Annotated in this window: 15 protein-coding genes; 14 read left to right on the top strand and 1 reads right to left on the bottom strand. The window is 56.1% G+C overall.

Annotated elements, in window-relative coordinates:
* Nucleotides 1–12 precede the first annotated feature (12 nt).
* The 10 genes from cmk to ACW9E7_RS06020 all read left to right on the top strand — a co-directional run bounded on the left by cmk (nucleotide 13) and on the right by ACW9E7_RS06020 (nucleotide 11,459).
* Nucleotides 13–696: a (d)CMP kinase gene (cmk, locus tag ACW9E7_RS05975; protein ID WP_024907794.1), complete on the top strand. Its 684-nt coding sequence runs from the start codon at nucleotides 13–15 to the stop codon at nucleotides 694–696.
* A gap of 111 nt (nucleotides 697–807) precedes the next feature.
* Entirely contained in the window at nucleotides 808–2,481 is a 1,674-nt protein-coding gene (gene rpsA, locus ACW9E7_RS05980; RefSeq protein WP_008499966.1) for a 30S ribosomal protein S1, read from the top strand.
* A gap of 170 nt (nucleotides 2,482–2,651) precedes the next feature.
* Nucleotides 2,652–2,939, top strand: coding sequence for an integration host factor subunit beta (gene ihfB, locus ACW9E7_RS05985; protein WP_008499965.1), 288 nt, complete (start codon nucleotides 2,652–2,654; stop codon nucleotides 2,937–2,939).
* A 214-nt stretch (nucleotides 2,940–3,153) separates the two neighbouring features.
* The gene (locus tag ACW9E7_RS05990; protein WP_458727403.1) at nucleotides 3,154–5,418 is read left to right on the top strand and encodes a ComEC family protein; all 2,265 of its coding nucleotides are present in this window, start codon (nucleotides 3,154–3,156) and stop codon (nucleotides 5,416–5,418) included.
* A 36-nt stretch (nucleotides 5,419–5,454) separates the two neighbouring features.
* Nucleotides 5,455–7,203 (top strand): lipid A ABC transporter ATP-binding protein/permease MsbA, encoded by a 1,749-nt coding sequence (gene msbA, locus ACW9E7_RS05995; protein WP_111964565.1) that lies wholly within the window; start codon nucleotides 5,455–5,457, stop codon nucleotides 7,201–7,203.
* Nucleotides 7,200–8,177 carry a tetraacyldisaccharide 4'-kinase gene (gene lpxK, locus ACW9E7_RS06000; RefSeq protein ID WP_458727404.1) on the top strand — a complete coding sequence of 326 codons (978 nt, stop codon included), beginning with the start codon at nucleotides 7,200–7,202 and terminating at the stop codon, nucleotides 8,175–8,177. Before msbA ends, lpxK begins: the two co-directional genes overlap by 4 nt.
* 45 nt (nucleotides 8,178–8,222) lie before the next feature.
* Nucleotides 8,223–9,452, top strand: a complete 1,230-nt coding sequence (locus ACW9E7_RS06005) for a winged helix-turn-helix domain-containing protein (protein WP_458727405.1) — start codon at nucleotides 8,223–8,225, stop codon at nucleotides 9,450–9,452.
* Nucleotides 9,453–9,497: 45 nt separating this feature from the next.
* Nucleotides 9,498–9,680, top strand: a complete 183-nt coding sequence (gene ycaR, locus ACW9E7_RS06010) for a protein YcaR (protein ID WP_006174474.1) — start codon at nucleotides 9,498–9,500, stop codon at nucleotides 9,678–9,680.
* Nucleotides 9,677–10,423 carry a 3-deoxy-manno-octulosonate cytidylyltransferase gene (gene kdsB, locus ACW9E7_RS06015; RefSeq protein ID WP_008499959.1) on the top strand — a complete coding sequence of 249 codons (747 nt, stop codon included), beginning with the start codon at nucleotides 9,677–9,679 and terminating at the stop codon, nucleotides 10,421–10,423. Before ycaR ends, kdsB begins: the two co-directional genes overlap by 4 nt.
* Nucleotides 10,424–10,565: 142 nt before the next feature.
* A complete protein-coding gene (locus ACW9E7_RS06020) occupies nucleotides 10,566–11,459 on the top strand; it encodes a YcbJ family phosphotransferase (protein WP_111964561.1) in 894 nt (297 codons plus the stop codon).
* Here the strand turns inward: ACW9E7_RS06020 and elyC are convergent.
* Nucleotides 11,436–12,215 (bottom strand): envelope biogenesis factor ElyC, encoded by a 780-nt coding sequence (gene elyC / locus ACW9E7_RS06025; RefSeq protein WP_458727406.1) that lies wholly within the window; start codon nucleotides 12,213–12,215, stop codon nucleotides 11,436–11,438. The genes ACW9E7_RS06020 and elyC overlap by 24 nt on opposite strands.
* Before the next feature lie 124 nt (nucleotides 12,216–12,339).
* Between elyC and cmoM the strand changes: the two genes are divergently transcribed.
* Genes cmoM through mukB form a run of 4 tightly spaced genes read left to right on the top strand, consistent with a single transcriptional unit; the run spans nucleotide 12,340 to nucleotide 19,581 of the window.
* Entirely contained in the window at nucleotides 12,340–13,119 is a 780-nt protein-coding gene (cmoM, locus tag ACW9E7_RS06030) for a tRNA uridine 5-oxyacetic acid(34) methyltransferase CmoM (RefSeq protein ID WP_023311004.1), read from the top strand.
* Between the two features lie 3 nt (nucleotides 13,120–13,122).
* Nucleotides 13,123–14,445, top strand: coding sequence for a chromosome partition protein MukF (gene mukF, locus ACW9E7_RS06035; RefSeq protein WP_458727407.1), 1,323 nt, complete (start codon nucleotides 13,123–13,125; stop codon nucleotides 14,443–14,445).
* On the top strand, nucleotides 14,426–15,130 hold the full coding sequence (mukE, locus tag ACW9E7_RS06040; RefSeq protein WP_008499954.1) for a chromosome partition protein MukE: 705 nt from the start codon (nucleotides 14,426–14,428) through the stop codon (nucleotides 15,128–15,130). The genes mukF and mukE overlap by 20 nt, the downstream gene beginning before the upstream one ends.
* A complete protein-coding gene (mukB, locus tag ACW9E7_RS06045) occupies nucleotides 15,130–19,581 on the top strand; it encodes a chromosome partition protein MukB (protein WP_248173311.1) in 4,452 nt (1,483 codons plus the stop codon). Before mukE ends, mukB begins: the two co-directional genes overlap by 1 nt.
* Nucleotides 19,582–19,669: the final 88 nt, after the last annotated feature.

Consider the following 19,669-nt stretch of genomic DNA (forward strand, 5'->3'; position numbering starts at 1 on the left):
AAGGAGAAAAAGATGACGGCAATTGCCCCGGTAATCACCATTGATGGGCCGAGTGGCGCAGGGAAAGGGACTCTGTGCAAAGCGATGGCGGAAGCATTGCAATGGCATCTTTTAGATTCGGGAGCAATCTATCGCGTGCTGGCTCTGGCTGCGCTACATCATCACGTGGACGTGGCGTCAGAAGAAGCGCTGGTTCCGCTGGCCGCGCATCTTGATGTGCGTTTCGTGTCGACCGATGGCAACCTGGAAGTGATCCTTGAAGGGGAAGACGTGAGCGGGGAAATCCGTACTCAGGAAGTGGCGAATGCGGCCTCTCAGGTAGCGGCCTTCCCGCGCGTTCGTGAGGCGTTGTTACGTCGTCAGCGCGCGTTTCGTGAAGCCCCGGGTTTGATCGCGGACGGACGCGATATGGGAACCGTGGTATTCCCTGATGCACCTGTGAAAATTTTCCTTGACGCCTCTTCGGAAGAACGCGCTCAGCGCCGCATGCTTCAGTTGCAGGAGAAGGGGTTTAGTGTTAACTTTGATCGCCTTTTATCCGAGATAAAAGAGCGCGATGACCGCGATCGTAACCGCGCCGTCGCTCCACTTGTTCCAGCAGAAGATGCATTAGTTCTGGATTCAACCAGTTTAACTATTGAGCAAGTGATTGAAAAAGCGCTACAATATGCGCGCCAAAAACTGGCACTCGCGTAATCGCGACCGATTTAGCAGTACCCCCGCTGCAATGGATTGACGGCGGGTATGTGAAACAACCCCATCCGGCACGGAGCCAGGTGGACGTTAATATTAACCTGAAGATTAAACATGACTGAATCTTTTGCTCAACTGTTTGAAGAATCCTTAAAAGAAATCGAAACCCGCCCGGGTTCCATCGTTCGCGGTGTTGTTGTTGCTATCGACAAAGACGTAGTACTGGTTGACGCCGGTCTGAAATCTGAGTCCGCCATTCCGGCAGAGCAGTTCAAAAACGCCCAGGGCGAGCTGGAAATCCAGGTTGGCGACGAAGTTGACGTTGCTCTGGACGCAGTAGAAGACGGCTTCGGTGAAACCCTGCTTTCTCGTGAGAAAGCGAAACGTCACGAAGCTTGGATCACGCTGGAAAAAGCTTACGAAGAAGCTGAAACTGTGGTCGGTGTTATCAACGGCAAAGTTAAAGGTGGCTTCACTGTTGAGCTGAATGGTATTCGTGCGTTCCTGCCAGGTTCTCTGGTAGACGTTCGTCCAGTCCGTGACACCCTGCACCTGGAAGGCAAAGAGCTTGAGTTCAAAGTAATCAAGCTGGACCAGAAGCGTAACAACGTTGTTGTTTCCCGTCGTGCCGTTATCGAATCTGAAAACAGCGCAGAACGCGATCAGCTGCTGGAAAACCTGCAGGAAGGCATGGAAGTCAAAGGTATCGTTAAGAACCTCACTGACTACGGCGCATTCGTTGACCTGGGCGGCGTTGATGGCCTGCTGCACATCACCGACATGGCGTGGAAACGCGTTAAGCACCCAAGCGAAATCGTGAACGTGGGCGACGAAATCACTGTTAAAGTGCTGAAGTTCGACCGCGAGCGTACTCGTGTATCCCTCGGCCTGAAACAGCTGGGCGAAGATCCATGGGTAGCTATCGCTAAGCGTTACCCAGAAGGTACTAAACTGACTGGTCGCGTAACCAACCTGACTGACTACGGCTGCTTCGTTGAAATCGAAGAAGGCGTTGAAGGTCTGGTGCACGTTTCCGAAATGGACTGGACCAACAAAAACATCCACCCATCCAAAGTTGTTAACGTTGGTGATGTAGTGGAAGTAATGGTTCTGGATATCGACGAAGAACGTCGTCGTATCTCCCTGGGCCTGAAACAGTGCAAAAACAACCCATGGCAGCAGTTCGCGGAAACCCACAACAAGGGCGACCGTGTTGAAGGTAAAATCAAGTCTATCACTGACTTCGGTATCTTCATCGGCCTGGACGGCGGCATCGATGGCCTGGTTCACCTGTCTGACATCTCCTGGAACGTTGCAGGCGAAGAAGCAGTTCGTGAATACAAAAAAGGCGACGAAATCGCTGCAGTTGTTCTGCAGGTTGACGCAGAGCGTGAGCGTATCTCCCTGGGTGTTAAACAGCTCGCAGAAGATCCGTTCAACAACTGGGTTGCACTGAACAAGAAAGGCGCAATCGTAAACGGTAAAGTAACTGCAGTTGACGCTAAAGGCGCAACCGTAGAACTGGCTGACGGCGTTGAGGGTTACCTGCGCGCTTCTGAAGCTTCCCGTGACCGCGTTGAAGATGCCACTCTGGTTCTGAACGTAGGCGACGACGTTGAAGCTAAGTTCACCGGTGTTGACCGTAAGAACCGTGCAATCAGCCTGTCTGTTCGTGCTAAAGACGAAGCTGATGAGAAAGATGCAATCGCAACTGTTAACAAACAGGAAGATGCAAACTTCTCTAACAACGCAATGGCTGAAGCTTTCAAAGCAGCTAAAGGCGAGTAATATCAGGTTCTCTGCATCATTTGCGCTGTAACGCATTTACAGCGTGAAGGATGAGGAGCAAACTTGACAGATTGCAGGATTCGTCCTGTAATCAATAACAAAGGGCGGCTACGGCCGCCCTTGTTTAATGAGCTGTTCAGCTAATTGGTTTGAAAGGAACCGGAGGAATCATGACCAAGTCAGAATTGATTGAAAGACTTGCCAGTCAGCAACCGCATATCCCTGCCAAGGCAGTGGAAGATGCCGTAAAAGAGATGCTGGAGCATATGGCCTCCACTCTTGCCCAGGGCGAGCGCATTGAAATCCGCGGTTTCGGTAGTTTTTCTCTGCACTATCGTGCTCCACGTACCGGGCGTAACCCGAAAACTGGCGATAAAGTCGAGCTGGAAGGTAAGTACGTTCCACACTTTAAGCCGGGTAAAGAACTGCGCGATCGCGCCAATATTTACGGTAACTGAGTTTAGCCAGCCGGTTAAACTGGGTTCGAAAGAAAGCACCTGCGGGTGCTTTTTTTGTGTCTGTCGCTTTTATTCTGAAGATGTCCCGCATTTTCAGTTTCGTTTTCTGTAAGCCGATAAAAACAACACAGCGCGCGCTGCAAAACGCATTTTTCTCATCTGACATTTCGCACTGCTTGCATACATACTGCCGCTCTGAAACAGGGAGGTAGCAATGGGAATTCCCACGCTTAGTATCTGCGCCATTCTGGCGATAGCCCCGTTACTCTGGTTACCTGAACTGCCATCACCTTACACCGTGTGGGTCATGGTGGCTGGCGGGATAGTGCTTGCTGCATGGCAAAACCATCGAGTGAAGTATGCTGGTATTACGCTGTTATTTTGTGCGTGGGGCATTCTGGCCGCGCAGGAGAGCGTCTGGCCGATGCAGCATTTAACCACGGGGGCTGTGCAGGCTGAGGTAGAGCTCACATCGACCGACGGCGCTACTCTGCATCAGGGAAACATTCGCAGCATTGATGGCAAGCGATGGTGGGCTTCAACCGGCGTAACGCTGTATGGCAACTATCTGCCACAGAAAGCGTGTGCCGGTCAGCGCTGGACCATGACGCTCAGGCTCAGGCCTGCCCATGGCGAACTGAACGACGGCGGTTATGATTCTCAGCGCAGCGCCTTTGCCCAACATCAAACGCTGAGTGGGCGCTTCACCCGTGCTGAACTCGTCGATGGGCGCTGCAGCCTGCGAGCGCAATACCTGATGTCACTGCAAAACCGACTTTCTGCTTACCGCTGGGGTGCGGTTATCCTCGGACTGGGGATGGGGGAACGTCTGGATGTTCCCCGGGAAATAAAAGACCTGATGCGTGAAACCGGGACGCTGCATTTGATGGCGATTTCGGGCCTGCATATCGCGCTGGCGGCATCCCTCGTCTGGTTACTTGCACGTGGACTCCAGTTTTTATTACCCAGCCATCGGGTCCACTGGCAAATGCCTCTCCTGGCTGGGTTATGCTTTGCCGCCTTCTATGCCTGGCTTACCGGTCTGCAACCTCCTGCGCTACGAACGGTCATCGCGCTTGCTGTGCTTGCAATGTTGCGGATCGCTGCCCGCCAATGGTCTCCCTGGCAGGTATGGGGATGCTGCATCGCAGCGATCCTGATAAGCGATCCCTTAGCCGTACTTTCGCAGAGTCTTGCCCTGTCCGCATTTGCCGTCGCCGCGCTGATTTTCTGGTTTCAGTGGCTGCCTCTTCCAGACTGGCAACGGGCTCGACGTATACGGCCGCTGCTGAACCTGCTCTCTCTGCAGGTCGGTATGCTGATGCTGCTGATGCCGTTACAGGTTCTGATTTTCCATGGCTTCAGCTTCACCTCACTGGTCGCGAATCTCTTTGCCGTTCCTCTGGTGACGTTTGTCTCCGTACCGCTGATCCTGCTCGGCATGCTGCTTCATCTGCTGCCGCTGGAAGCACTGGAAAGCGTTGTCTGGTTTGCAGCCGATAAGTCACTTGCGGGGCTATTCTGGATCCTCATGCGCCTGCCTGATGGCTGGCAGAGTGTAGATCAACGCTGGCAGTACATGACACTACTGCCCTGGCTTATCATCATTGGCTGGCGTTTTCGTGCCTGGAAAACCCTTCCCGCCGTTATTTTTGCAGGAAGTGTCTTACTGACATTTCCTCTCTGGAGAACGGAAAAAAGCGAGAGCTGGACTCTACATATGCTGGATGTGGGGCAGGGGCTGGCAATAGTCATTGAACGGCAGGGGAAAGCCATTCTCTATGATACCGGGCTCGCCTGGCCGGGCGGGGACAGCGGACAGCGGTTAATTATCCCGTGGCTTCGCTGGCATCACCTGCGGCCTGAAGGCGTTATTCTCAGTCATGAGCACCTCGACCATGCGGGAGGCCTCGCATCGTTGCAAAAAGCATGGCCTGACCTGTGGGTAAGAAGCCCATTGCGCCTGGCGGGGCATCACCCCTGTTTTCGCGGGGAGAGATGGAGATGGCAGGGACTCTCCTTCACCGTACACTGGCCCCCTGAAAATTACCCGGCTCAGGGAAACAACCATTCCTGCGTGGTAAAAATCGACGACGGTGAGCAGAGTGTTCTGCTAACAGGAGATATTGAAGCGCAGGCGGAACAGGCTATGCTTAGCCATTACTGGCGTTATCTGACCTCTACCCTCATACAGGTGCCCCATCATGGCAGCATTACTTCTTCTTCCTTGCCGCTGGTACAGCGGGTGGAAGGTAGAATCGCCCTGGATTCAGCGGCCCGCTATAACGCATGGCGATTCCCGTCAGCAAAAGTTGTCCGACGCTATCGAAAAGAGGGGTATATCTGGCACGATACCCCTCATTCTGGACAAATATCGGTGACATTCTCGCAACATCACTGGCAAATCCGGCGCTTGCGAGAGCAATTTTTACCCGTTTGGTATCATCAGTGGTTTGGCGCGCCCGTCGATAACGGGTAGAATATGCGGCTATTTCAACGAATGCTGGTTTTTTGAATGCATAACGACAAAGATCTCTCCACGTGGCAAACCTTCCGCCGTCTCTGGCCGATGATTGCGCCCTTTAAAACAGGCCTGATCGTGGCGGGAGTAGCGTTAATCCTCAACGCAGCCAGCGATACTTTTATGCTATCGCTTCTCAAACCGTTACTGGACGACGGTTTTGGTAAAACGGATCGCTCAGTGCTGCTATGGATGCCTCTGGTGGTTATCGGACTGATGATCTTACGCGGTATCACCAGCTACATCTCCAGCTACTGCATTTCCTGGGTATCCGGGAAAGTGGTGATGACCATGCGCCGTCGCCTGTTCAGCCACATGATGGGCATGCCGGTCTCGTTCTTTGACAAGCAGTCTACCGGGACGCTGCTATCGCGTATTACCTACGACTCCGAGCAGGTTGCCTCCTCGTCCTCAAGCGCACTGATCACCGTTGTGCGTGAGGGCGCGTCAATCATCGGCCTGTTCGTGATGATGTTCTATTACAGCTGGCAGCTGTCGCTCATCCTTATCGTTCTGGCGCCGGTAGTTTCTATTGCCATCCGCGTCGTCTCAAAGCGCTTCCGCAATATTAGTAAGAATATGCAGAACACGATGGGGCAGGTGACCACTAGCGCGGAACAGATGCTGAAAGGGCATAAGGAAGTGCTGATATTCGGCGGTCAGGAAGTCGAAACAAAACGCTTTGATAAAGTCAGCAACAAAATGCGTCTTCAGGGGATGAAAATGGTCTCAGCCTCTTCCATCTCTGACCCTATTATTCAGCTGATTGCGTCACTGGCGCTGGCATTCGTCCTGTATGCGGCAAGCTTCCCAAGCGTAATGGAGACGCTGACGGCAGGTACCATCACCGTGGTCTTCTCCTCAATGATTGCCCTGATGCGTCCGCTGAAATCCCTGACAAACGTCAACGCCCAGTTCCAGCGTGGGATGGCGGCCTGTCAGACCCTGTTCAGCATTCTGGATTCCGAGCAGGAAAAAGATGAAGGTAAGCGCGTCATTGAGCGTGCAAACGGCGACGTCGAGTTTCGCAATGTGACCTTTACCTACCCTGGCCGCGAAACACCGGCCCTGCGTAATATCAACCTGTCCATTCCGGCGGGTAAAACCGTGGCGCTGGTAGGCCGTTCCGGCTCGGGTAAATCGACCATTGCCAGTCTGATCACCCGTTTTTACGATATTAACGAAGGTGAGATCCTGTTAGATGGGCATGACCTGCGGGAGTATACCCTTCAGTCGCTGCGTAACCAGGTTGCTCTGGTTTCTCAGAACGTGCATCTGTTTAACGATACGGTCGCCAACAACATCGCTTACGCGCGCACTGATGAGTACAGCCGCGAGCAGATTGAGAACGCCGCGCGTATGGCCTACGCAATGGACTTTATCAATAAGATGGATAACGGTCTGGATACGATAATCGGTGAAAACGGGGTACTGCTCTCCGGTGGTCAGCGTCAGCGTATTGCCATTGCGCGTGCTCTACTGCGCGATAGCCCGATTCTGATTCTGGACGAAGCGACCTCTGCGCTGGATACGGAATCTGAACGTGCTATTCAGTCTGCGCTGGATGAGCTGCAAAAAAACCGTACCTCGCTGGTGATTGCACACCGTCTGTCGACTATCGAGCAGGCTGACGAAATCGTCGTGGTTGAGGACGGTATCATTGTTGAACGCGGAAGCCATGCTGACCTGCTGGAGCACCGCGGCGTTTACGCCCAGCTTCATAAGATGCAGTTTGGCGAATGATTGCACGCATCTGGTCCGGTGAGAACCCGCTGTGGCTGCTGCTTTTGCCGCTCTCCTGGCTATACGGCCTGGTGAGCGGCATTATCCGTCTGCTTTACCGTCTGGGGCTGAAGCGTTCCTGGCGCGCGCCGGTGCCGGTTGTGGTTGTCGGTAATCTTACGGCAGGCGGCAACGGTAAAACGCCGGTGGTGATCTGGCTGGTGGAGCAATTGCAAAAACGCGGCATCCGCCCCGGCGTGGTGTCGCGTGGGTATGGTGGTAAAGCGGCGCACTACCCATTGCTGCTGTCGGCGGAAACCACGACCGCAGAAGCGGGTGATGAGCCAGTATTGATTTTCCAGCGTACCGGCGCGCCGGTTGCGGTCTCTCCTGTGCGCAGCGACGCCGTTCAGGCGCTGCTTGCCGAACAGGCGGTACAAATCATCATCACTGACGATGGCTTGCAGCACTATGCCCTGGCGCGTGATAAAGAGATAGTGGTCATCGACGGTGTTCGCCGTTTCGGTAACGGCTGGTGGTTGCCTGCCGGCCCTATGCGTGAACTTGCTTCGCGACTGAAGTCCGTTGATGCGGTGATTGTGAACGGTGGAGAGGCAAAATCGGGCGAAATCGCGATGCACCTGCAGCCGGGTCTGGCGGTCAACCTGGCGACGGGTGAACGCCGGTCGGTTGCTGAGCTACCTTCACCGGTGGCGATGGCGGGAATTGGTCATCCCCCGCGCTTCTTCGCGACGCTGGAACAGTGTGGTGCCCGGCTTGAAAAACGCGTTCCGCTGGCCGACCACCAGGCGCTGGTGGAAGGGCAGGTTGACGCCCTGACTGTGCCCGGACAGTCGCTGATCATGACCGAAAAAGATGCGGTAAAATGCCGTGCCTTTGCGAAAGATAACTGGTGGTATCTGCCGGTTGACGCTGAACTCAGCGGCGAGCAGCCGGAACACTTGCTCCAGGAACTGATTGCGTTGGTGCAGTAAAGGGCTTACGCGGTTCCGGTGGCGCTTAGACTGACAGGAAAACGCATGTCATTACCGCAACTCTCGCTTTCAGCCGCACGTCATTTACACCTTGCCGCGCAGGGGCTGCTCAAAAAGCCCCGCCGCCGCGCACAGCCTGCCGATATTCTCTCTACCGTCCAGCGCATGTCGCTGCTTCAAATCGACACCATTAACATTGTGGCCCGTAGCCCTTACCTGGTCCTGTTTAGTCGACTGGGGAATTATCCTTTGCAGTGGCTGGATGAAGCGCTAAGCAAGGGGGAGTTAATGGAGTACTGGGCGCACGAAGCCTGTTTTCTGCCCCGCAGCGATTTTGCCCTGGTTCGTCACCGCATGCTCGCGCCGGAAAAGATGGGCTGGAAATACCGACAGGCGTGGATGCAGGAGCATGCGGCTGAAATTGAGCAGCTCATCGCGCATATTCAGGAAAACGGTCCCGTCCGCTCTGCCGATTTTGAACACCCGCGCAAAGGCACCAGCGGCTGGTGGGAGTGGAAGCCGCACAAACGTCATCTCGAAGGGCTGTTCACCTCAGGTAAAGTCATGGTGATTGAGCGGCGTAATTTTCAGCGCGTCTACGACCTGACGCATCGCGTGATGCCGCACTGGGACGACGAGCGTGACCTGCTTACCCAGGAGACTGCCGAGGCCATCATGCTGGAGAACAGCGCCCGCAGCCTGGGGATTTTCCGCCCCCAATGGCTGGCAGACTATTACCGCCTTCGCCAGCCCGCGCTGAAACCGCTGCTGGACATCTGGCAACGCGAACAGCGCATCATCCCCGTCACGGTGGAAACGCTGGGCGAAATGTGGCTGCATGCGGATCTCCTCCCGCTGCTGCCTCTGGCCCTAGAGGGGAAACTTCAGGCAACCCACAGTGCGGTGCTGTCGCCTTTCGACCCAGTCGTCTGGGACAGAAAACGCGCCGAGCAGCTGTTCGATTTTAGCTACCGGCTGGAATGTTATACCCCGGCTCCAAAGCGCCAGTACGGCTATTTTGTTTTACCGCTGCTGCACAAGGGGCAACTGGTCGGGCGTATGGATGCCAAAATGCACCGCAAGACCGGAACGCTTGAAATCATTGCGCTTTATCTGCAAGAAGGCGTCAGGGTGACGGCGAGCCTGGAAAAAGGGTTAACGTCCGCCATTAGCGAATTCGCGTGCTGGCAGGGTGCCCGCGACGTGATGCTGGGCCGGGTACCCGATGGATTGTTTACATCCTGTCGAAGTGGCTGGGAAACAGGCACGCCCTGAAAAGGGAATGTGTTAAGCTTTAGCGATTACCCATACGGAGGAACTATGGATCACCGTTTACTTGAAATTATTGCCTGCCCGGTATGCAACGGCAAACTCTACTACAGCCAGGACAAACAGGAGCTGATTTGCAAGCTGGACAGCCTGGCTTTCCCGCTGCGTGACGGCATTCCGGTACTGCTGGAAAATGAAGCCCGCTCCCTGGTAGCAGAAGAGAGCAAACCATGAGTTTTGTTGTCATTATCCCTGCGCGTTATGCCTCAACGCGTCTGCCGGGTAAACCGCTGGTGGATATCAACGGTAAACCGATGATTGTGCATGTCCTTGAGCGCGCGCGTGAATCCGGTGCCGATCGCGTAATTGTTGCTACCGACCATCCTGACGTCGCCCGTGCGGTTGAGGCAGCAGGCGGTGAGGTATGCATGACCCGCGCCGATCACCAGTCCGGCACCGAACGTCTGGCGGAAGTGGTTGAGAAATGTGGTTTCAGTGATGATACGGTCATCGTAAACGTGCAGGGTGACGAGCCGATGATCCCGGCGGTGATTATCCGTCAGGTGGCCGAAAACCTGGCCCAGCGTCAGGTCGGAATGGCCACGCTGGCGGTACCCATTCACCACGCTGAAGAGGCATTCAATCCGAATGCGGTGAAGGTCGTCATGGATGCGGAAGGCTATGCGCTCTATTTCTCCCGAGCTACGATTCCGTGGGATCGCGATCGCTTTGCGCTTTCTAAAGAGACCATCGGTGATACCTTCCTGCGTCATATTGGGATCTACGGCTATCGCGCCGGCTTTATTCGCCGCTATGTGGCCTGGGCGCCGAGCCCGCTGGAGCATATCGAAATGCTGGAGCAGCTTCGCGTGCTCTGGTATGGCGAGAAAATTCACGTTGCCGTTGCTGAGGAAGTTCCCGGCACGGGCGTAGACACCCCTGAAGATCTTGAGCGCGTTCGAGCCGAATTGCGTTAATCTTACCGGCATCTCTCCGCAGTGAGGGATGCACTCTCCGCTTTATTTTTCACTTTCTTTTTCCTGATTGATCTCTTCCGGGTGACATCTTCATTAAGGACGCTCATTATAAAAGCAGTAGTCTTAATGGGGGTAATCTCATATGGAACAGCTGCGTGCCGAACTTAGCCATCTGCTGGGTGAGAAATTAAGCCGGGTAGAATGCGTGAGTGAAAAGGCCGATACCGCGCTTTGGTCATTGTATGACAGTCAGGGCAACCCAATGCCGCTGATGGCCAGAAGTTTCACCTCGCCGGGAGTAGCCAGGCAGCTTGCATGGAAAATGTCGATGCTGGCGCGGGAGGGGACCGTCCGTATGCCGACGGTGTACGGCGTGATGACCCACGAGGAACACCCCGGCCCGGACGTGCTGCTGATTGAGCGTTTACGCGGTGTGTCCGTTGAAGCGCCTGCGCGCACGCCGGAACGCTGGGAGCAGTTAAAAGACCAGATTGTCGAGGCGCTGCTGGCCTGGCACCGTCAGGATAGCCGCGGGCTTGTTGGTCCGGTCGACAGCACTCAGGAAAACCTGTGGCCGCAGTGGTACCGCCAGCGGGTGGAAGTGCTCTGGGGGACGCTTAACCAGTTCAACAATACCGGTTTAACCATGCAGGACAAACGTATTCTGTTTCGCACCCGCGAGTGCCTACCGGCACTGTTCGACGGCTTTAATGACAACTGCGTTTTGATCCACGGTAATTTCACCCTGCGCAGCATGCTCAAAGATGCCCGCAGCGATCAGCTTCTGGCGATGCTCGGGCCGGGGATCATGCTCTGGGCTCCGCGCGAATATGAGCTCTTCAGGCTCAGCGACAGCGGGGCGGCGGAAGGTTTACTGTGGCATTACCTTCAGCGCGCCCCTGTTGCGGAAGCATTTCTCTGGCGGCGCTGGCTCTACCTGCTCTGGGATGAAGTCGCGCAGCTGGTGAACACCGGACGTTTTAATCGCGCAAACTTCGATCTGGCAACAAAATCACTGTTGCCCTGGCTCGCCTGACGATCCCTTCAGCCACTGCCAGAGGCGTCCAAGCGTCTCATAGCCGACGCGGTCGCTATGCATCAGCCACGCCGGGGAGGGGATAGCCCGCTCCCACGGGTTGAGCGGCGCGTCGACGGCCATCTGGTTTGCCGGCGCGGGAAGCGGGTGCAGGCCTTGCTTCTCAAAGAAAATCATCGCGCGCGGCAGGTGTGAGGCGGAGGTCACCAGTAAGAACGGGGCATCGCCAATCGCCTGCTTCACAGCGGCAGCCTCTTCTTCGGTATCTTTTGGGCTGTCGAGAGTGATTATTGAAGAACGCGGTACGCCGAGCGATTCAGCGACCCTGGCGCCCGCTTCAGCCGTGCTCACCGGGTTCGTTTTGGCCGCCGCGCCGGTGAAGATTATTCTTGATCCCGGATTCGCCAGCCATAGGCGAATACCTTCGTTCAGCCGCGGCAGGCTGTTGTTGATCAGGTTTGAACTGGGGGCCCAGTCAGGATCCCAGGTATATCCGCCGCCCAGCACCACGATGTACGCCACTTTCTGCTTTCCCTGCCATGTCGGGTACTTGTTTTCGATGGGGCGTAGCAGACCATCCGCGACCGGTTGCAGGCTTAACAGCAGCAAGACTAACCAGCCGAGCGTGATAAGCGTTTTGCCACTTTTCTGAAAGCGACTGAACCACACCAGCGCCAGCCCCAGCGCGATGATGATGAGCAGCAGCGGAAGGGGAAGCATCATCCCTCCAATGTATTTCTTAAGGGTAAAAAGCATCCTTTTTGGTTCCTTTTTTGACCATATAGCAGGTGATTACCCGTGATATTACACCAGAGAGGTTCATTCTCCGCGCGGGTGTGACAAAATAGCGGTTTTGCAGTTAGCGAGTGGAACTCTCCCAATGCGGGATCGCAATTTTGATGACATCGCGGAAAAGTTTTCGCGCAACATTTATGGCACCACGAAAGGGCAGCTCCGTCAGACGATCCTCTGGCAGGATCTGGACACCATTCTCGCTACGTTCGGTGGTCAAACGTTGCGCGTGCTGGACGCCGGTGGCGGTGAAGGGCAGACGGCCATAAAAATGGCTGAACGCGGTCATCACGTCACGCTTTGCGATCTTTCTGCTGAAATGGTCGCCCGGGCGACGCGTGCGGCAGAAGAGAAAGGTGTGAGCGACAACATGCATTTTATACAATGCGCCGCTCAGGACATCGCACAGCATTTGGAAACCCAGGTTGATCTGATATTGTTTCATGCGGTGCTGGAGTGGGTTGCCGATCCGCAAAGCGTGTTACAAACCCTGTGGTCGATGTTGCGCCCTGGCGGCACGCTGTCGCTGATGTTCTACAATGCTAACGGCTTTCTGATGCACAACATGGTTGCAGGAAACTTCGACTATGTTCAGGTCGGGATGCCCAAAAAGAAAAAGCGCACGCTTTCCCCGGACTATCCGCGCGATCCGCAGCAGGTTTATGGCTGGCTGGAAGCGATTGGCTGGCAGATAGTCGGGAAGACGGGCGTCAGGGTGTTTCATGATTATCTGCGTGAAAAACACAAACAGCGTGACTGTTTTGACACCTTAACAGAATTAGAAACGCGGTATTGCCGTCAGGAGCCTTTTATCAGCCTTGGCCGCTATATTCACGTCACCGCGCACAAGCCGCAGATGCAAGGATAACCTATGAGTGAATTTTCCCAGACAGTCCCCGAACTGGTTGCCTGGGCCAGGAAAAACGATTTCTCCATCTCGCTGCCGGTAGACAGACTCTCTTTCCTGCTGGCGGTTGCCACGCTGAACGGTGAACGGCTGGATGGTGAAATGAGCGAGGGTGAACTGGTGGATGCGTTCCGCCATGTCAGTGATGCGTTTGAGCAAACCAGCGAAACCATTAGCGTGCGTGCCAACAACGCGATCAACGATATGGTGCGTCAACGTCTGCTGAACCGCTTTACCAGCGAGCAGGCGGAAGGAAACGCCATCTATCGTCTGACGCCACTGGGCATCGGCATCACCGATTATTATATCCGCCAGCGTGAATTTTCCACGCTGCGTCTTTCCATGCAGCTCTCGATCGTGGCGGGTGAGCTTAAGCGCGCTGCCGACGCGGCGGATGAAAACGGTGACGAATTCCACTGGCACCGTAACGTCTACGCGCCGCTGAAATATTCGGTGGCCGAGATTTTCGATAGTATCGATCTCACCCAGCGCCTGATGGACGAGCAGCAGCAGCAGGTGAAAGACGATATCGCGCAGCTGCTGAATAAAGACTGGCGAGCGGCCATCTCCAGCTGCGAACTTCTGCTGTCAGAAACCTCCGGCACGCTGCGTGAGCTCCAGGATACGCTGGAAGCCGCAGGGGATAAGCTTCAGGCGAACCTTCTGCGCATCCAGGATGCGACCCTGGCGCACGACGATCTGCACTTTATTGACCGTCTGGTGTTCGACCTGCAGAGCAAACTCGACCGTATTATCAGCTGGGGCCAGCAGTCGATCGACCTGTGGATCGGCTATGACCGACACGTGCATAAATTTATCCGTACCGCGATCGATATGGATAAAAACCGCGTGTTTGCTCAGCGTCTGCGTCAGTCGGTACAGACCTATTTCGATGCGCCGTGGGCGTTGACCTACGCCAATGCCGATCGTCTGCTGGATATGCGTGACGAAGAGATGGCGCTGCGCGATGAAGAGGTGACCGGTGAACTGCCGCCGGATCTGGAATACGAAGAATTTAACGAAATTCGCGAGCAGCTTGCGGCGATGATCGAAGAACAGCTCGCGGTCTACAAAACCAGACAAGCTCCGCTGGATCTTGGACTCGTGGTGCGCGACTATCTGGCGCAATATCCTCGTGCGCGCCACTTCGACATTGCCCGCATTGTGGTAGACCAGGCGGTGCGCCTGGGTATCGCGCAAGCAGATTTCACCGGACTGCCGCCGAAGTGGCAGCCAATTAACGATTACGGAGCCAAGGTACAGGCGCATGTCATTGACAAATATTGAACAAGTGATGCCGGTTAAGCTGGCACAGGCGCTGGCGAATCCGTTATTTCCGGCGCTGGACAGCCAGCTGCGTGCCGGTCGTCACATTGGCTTAGACGAGCTGGATAATCACGCCTTTTTGATGGACTTTCAGGAGTACCTGGAAGAGTTTTACGCGCGCTACAACGTGGAGCTTATCCGCGCGCCGGAAGGGTTTTTCTACCTGCGCCCGCGCTCCACGACGCTGATTCCGCGTTCCGTGCTTTCCGAGCTGGATATGATGGTCGGCAAAATTCTTTGCTACCTCTACCTCAGCCCGGAACGTCTGGCGAATGAAGGGATCTTCACCCAGCAGGAACTTTACGACGAGCTGTTGACGCTGGCAGATGAGAGCAAGCTGCTCAAGCTGGTGAACAACCGTTCCACGGGTTCGGATCTTGACCGTCAGAAATTACAGGAAAAGGTTCGCTCTTCCCTGAACCGTCTGCGTCGTCTGGGAATGGTCTGGTTTATGGGCCATGACAGCAGCAAATTCCGCATTACGGAATCTGTCTTCCGCTTCGGCGCCGACGTGCGTGCGGGCGATGACGCGCGTGAAGCGCAGCTTCGCATGATCCGTGACGGTGAAGCGATGCCGGTGGAAAACCATTTGCAGCTCAATGATGAGCATGAAGAGAATCTGCCGGATAGCGGGGAGGAAGAGTAATGATTGAACGCGGTAAATTTCGCTCACTGACGCTGATTAACTGGAACGGCTTCTTTGCCCGAACGTTCGATCTGGATGAGCTGGTCACGACGCTCTCCGGCGGTAACGGGGCGGGTAAATCCACCACCATGGCGGCCTTTGTCACGGCGCTGATCCCTGACCTGACGCTGCTTCACTTCCGTAACACCACCGAAGCGGGGGCAACAAGCGGCTCCCGTGATAAAGGTCTGCACGGTAAGCTGAAGGCCGGCGTCTGTTATTCGGTTCTGGACGTCATTAACTCCCGCCATCAGCGTGTAGTCGTGGGCGTGCGCCTGCAGCAGGTCGCCGGCCGCGACCGTAAAGTGGATATCAAGCCGTTTGCGATTCAGGGCTTGCCGACCTCCGTGCAGCCGACGGCGCTGCTGACGGAAACTCTGAACGAACGCCAGGCGCGCGTGCTAACGCTGCAGGAGCTGAAAGATAAGCTCGAAGCGATCGAAGGCGTGCAGTTCAAGCAGTTCAACTCGATTACCGACTACCACTCGCTCATGTTCGATCTGGGCGTGGTGGCGCGTCGTCTGCGTACCGCATCAGACCGTAGCAAATACTACCGCCTGATTGAAGCGTCTCTGTACGGCGGTATCTCCAGCGCGATTACCCGCTCCCTGCGCGACTACCTGCTGCCGGAAAACAGCGGGGTGCGTAAGGCCTTCCAGGATATGGAAGCGGCGCTGCGTGAAAACCGTATGACGCTGGAAGCGATTCGCGTTACCCAGTCCGATCGTGACCTGTTTAAACACCTGATCAGCGAAGCCACCAACTACGTGGCGGCGGACTACATGCGCCACGCCAACGAGCGCCGCGTCCACCTCGATCAGGCATTAGAATACCGTCGCGAGCTGTTTACCTCCCGTAAACAGCTGGTGGCCGAGCAGTACAAGCACGTCGAAATGGCGCGCGAACTCGGTGAGCACAACGGTGCCGAGGGCGACCTTGAAGCCGACTACCAGGCCGCCAGCGATCACCTGAACCTGGTGCAAACTGCGCTCCGTCAGCAGGAAAAAATCGAGCGCTATGAAGCGGACCTCGACGAGCTGCAGATCCGTCTCGAAGAGCAAAATGAAGTGGTGGCCGAAGCCGCCGACATGCAGGAAGAGAACGAAGCCCGCGCCGAAGCCGCCGAGCTGGAAGTGGATGAGCTGAAAAGCCAGCTTGCCGATTACCAGCAGGCGCTGGACGTGCAGCAGACGCGCGCGATTCAGTACACCCAGGCACTGCAGGCATTGCAGCGCGCGAAAGAGCTGTGCCATCTGCCTGACCTGACGCCGGAAAGCGCCGACGAGTGGCTGGATACCTTCCAGGCCAAAGAGCAGGAAGCCACCGAAAAACTGCTGTCCCTCGAACAGAAAATGAGCGTCGCGCAAACGGCGCACAGCCAGTTTGAGCAGGCTTATCAGTTAGTCGTTGCGATTAACGGCCCGCTGGCGCGTAGCGAAGCCTGGGACGTTGCCCGTGAGCTGCTGCGCGACGGCGTGAACCAGCGCCATCTGGCCGAGCAGGTTCAGCCGCTGCGTATGCGTCTGAACGAGCTGGAGCAGCGCCTGCGCGAGCAGCAGGAAGCCGAGCGTCTGCTGGCGGAATTCTGCAAGCGTCAGGGAAAAAATTACGATTTCGACGAGCTTGAGGCCCTGCATCAGGAGCTGGAAGCGCGTATCGCTGCGCTTTCAGACACGGTCTCCAGCGCCAGCGAACAGCGTATGACTCTGCGTCAGGAGCTGGAGCAGCTTCAGTCCCGTTCGAAGACGCTTCTGGAGCGGGCGCCGGTCTGGCTGGCGGCTCAAAGCAGCCTGAACCAGCTCAGCGAACAGTGCGGCGAGCAGTTCGAATCCAGCCAGGAAGTGACAGAATACCTGCAGCAGCTGCTGGAGCGCGAGCGCGAAGCCATTGTTGAGCGTGATGAAGTGGGCGCGCGCAAGCGTGACGTCGACGAAGAAATTGAACGCTTAAGCCAGCCGGGCGGGTCAGAAGATCCGCGCCTGAATGCACTCGCCGAGCGTTTTGGCGGCGTGCTGCTGTCCGAGATTTATGACGATGTAGGTCTTGATGATGCCCCGTACTTCTCCGCGCTGTACGGTCCATCCCGCAACGCGATAGTGGTCCCGGATCTGTCGCTGATTTCTGAGCAGCTTGCCGGCCTGGAAGATTGTCCGGAAGATCTCTACCTGATCGAAGGGGATCCGCAGTCGTTCGATGACAGCGTATTCAGCGTCGACGAGCTGGAAAAAGCGGTGGTAGTGAAAATCGCCGACCGTCAGTGGCGCTATTCCCGCTTCCCTGAGCTGCCGCTGTTTGGCCGCGCCGCGCGCGAAAGCCGCATCGAAAGCCTGCACGCCGAGCGTGAAACGCTGTCTGAACGTTTTGCGACCCTGTCGTTTGACGTGCAGAAAACCCAGCGCCTGCATCAGGCGTTCAGCCGCTTTATCGGCAGCCATCTGGCCGTGGCCTTTGAAGCTGACCCGGAAGCGGAAATCCGCAAGCTCAATACCCGTCGCGGCGAGCTGGAGCGGGCGATTGCCAGCCATGAAAGCGACAACCAGCAGAGCCGCGTCCAGTTCGAGCAGGCGAAAGAGGGCGTCGCGGCCCTTAACCGTATTCTGCCGCGCCTGAATCTGCTGGCGGATGACACCCTGGCCGATCGCGTGGACGAGATCCAGGAGCGTCTGGATGAAGCGCAGGAAGCCGCGCGCTTCGTGCAGCAGCACGGCAATCAGCTGGCGAAGCTGGAGCCTGTTGTTTCTGTTCTGCAGAGCGACCCGGAGCAGTTTGAGCAGTTAAAAGAAGATTATGCCTGGTCACAGCAGGTGCAGCGCGAGGCGCGTCAGCAGGCGTTTGCCCTGACGGAGGTGGTGCAGCGTCGCGCCCACTTCGGCTACTCCGATTCGGCGGAAATGCTGAGCGGTAACAGTGACCTGAACGAAAAGCTGCGTCAGCGTCTTGAGCAGGCTGAAGCGGAACGTACTCGCGCCCGCGAAGCAATGCGCAGCCACTCCGCTCAGCTGAACCAGTACAACCAGGTGCTGGCCTCGCTGAAAAGCTCCTTCGACACCAAGAAAGAGCTGTTAAACGATCTGCAGAAAGAGCTTCAGGACATCGGCGTTCGTGCCGACAGCGGGGCAGAAGAGCGTGCGCGTATCCGTCGTGACGAACTGCATTCGCAGCTCAGCAATAACCGTGCGCGTCGTAATCAGCTGGAAAAAGCGCTGACCTTCTGCGAAGCCGAAATGGATAACCTGACCCGTCGCCTGCGCAAGCTGGAACGCGATTATCACGAAATGCGTGAGCAGGTCGTGACCGCCAAGGCGGGCTGGTGCGCGGTGATGCGCATGGTGAAAGACAATAACGTTGAGCGTCGTCTGCACCGTCGTGAGCTGGCATATCTCTCCGCCGATGAGCTGCGTTCCATGTCGGATAAGGCGTTGGGTGCCCTGCGTCTGGCGGTGGCGGATAACGAACACCTGCGCGATGTCCTGCGCATGTCAGAGGATCCGAAACGTCCTGAACGTAAAATCCAGTTCTTCGTGGCGGTTTACCAGCACCTGCGCGAGCGTATTCGCCAGGACATCATCCGTACTGACGATCCGGTCGAAGCCATCGAACAGATGGAAATCGAGCTGGGCCGTCTGACGGAAGAGCTGACCTCCCGCGAGCAGAAGCTGGCAATCAGCTCCCGCAGCGTGGCGAACATTATTCGTAAAACCATTCAGCGCGAGCAGAACCGTATCCGCCAGCTCAACCAGGGGCTGCAGAGCGTGTCGTTTGGTCAGGTGAACAGCGTGCGCCTCAACGTTAACGTGCGTGAAGCGCATGCCACCCTGCTGGAAGTGCTTTCTGAGCAGCACGAGCAGCATCAGGATCTGTTTAACAGTAACCGTCTGACCTTCTCCGAAGCGCTGGCGAAGCTCTATCAGCGCCTGAACCCGCAGATTGATATGGGGCAGCGTACGCCGCAAACCATCGGTGAAGAGCTGCTGGACTACCGTAACTATCTGGAAATGGAAGTTGAGGTAAACCGTGGCTCAGACGGCTGGCTGCGTGCGGAATCCGGAGCGCTCTCTACCGGTGAAGCGATCGGTACCGGTATGTCAATTCTGGTGATGGTGGTACAGAGCTGGGAAGACGAAGCGCGCCGCCTGCGCGGCAAAGACATCTCCCCATGCCGACTGCTGTTCCTTGATGAGGCTGCGCGTCTTGATGCGCGCTCCATTGCCACGCTTTTTGAGCTTTGCGAACGTCTCGATATGCAGCTCATCATTGCGGCACCTGAGAACATCAGTCCCGAAAAAGGGACAACCTACAAGCTGGTGCGTAAAGTGTTCCAGAACAGCGAACACGTTCACGTTGTTGGGCTGCGTGGCTTTGCGCCGCAGCCGCCAGAATCATTGCCTGAAACCACGGCGGACGCTTCCTGAAGCGTCTTCTGACCCGAAGCGGCGCCCTGGCGCCGCTTTTTTTTAAACTTAACTTGTGCTTAGGGCTGCGTTATCTTTAAACTTCTTT

This window comes from Enterobacter sp. H2G27 (genome assembly GCF_054403075.1).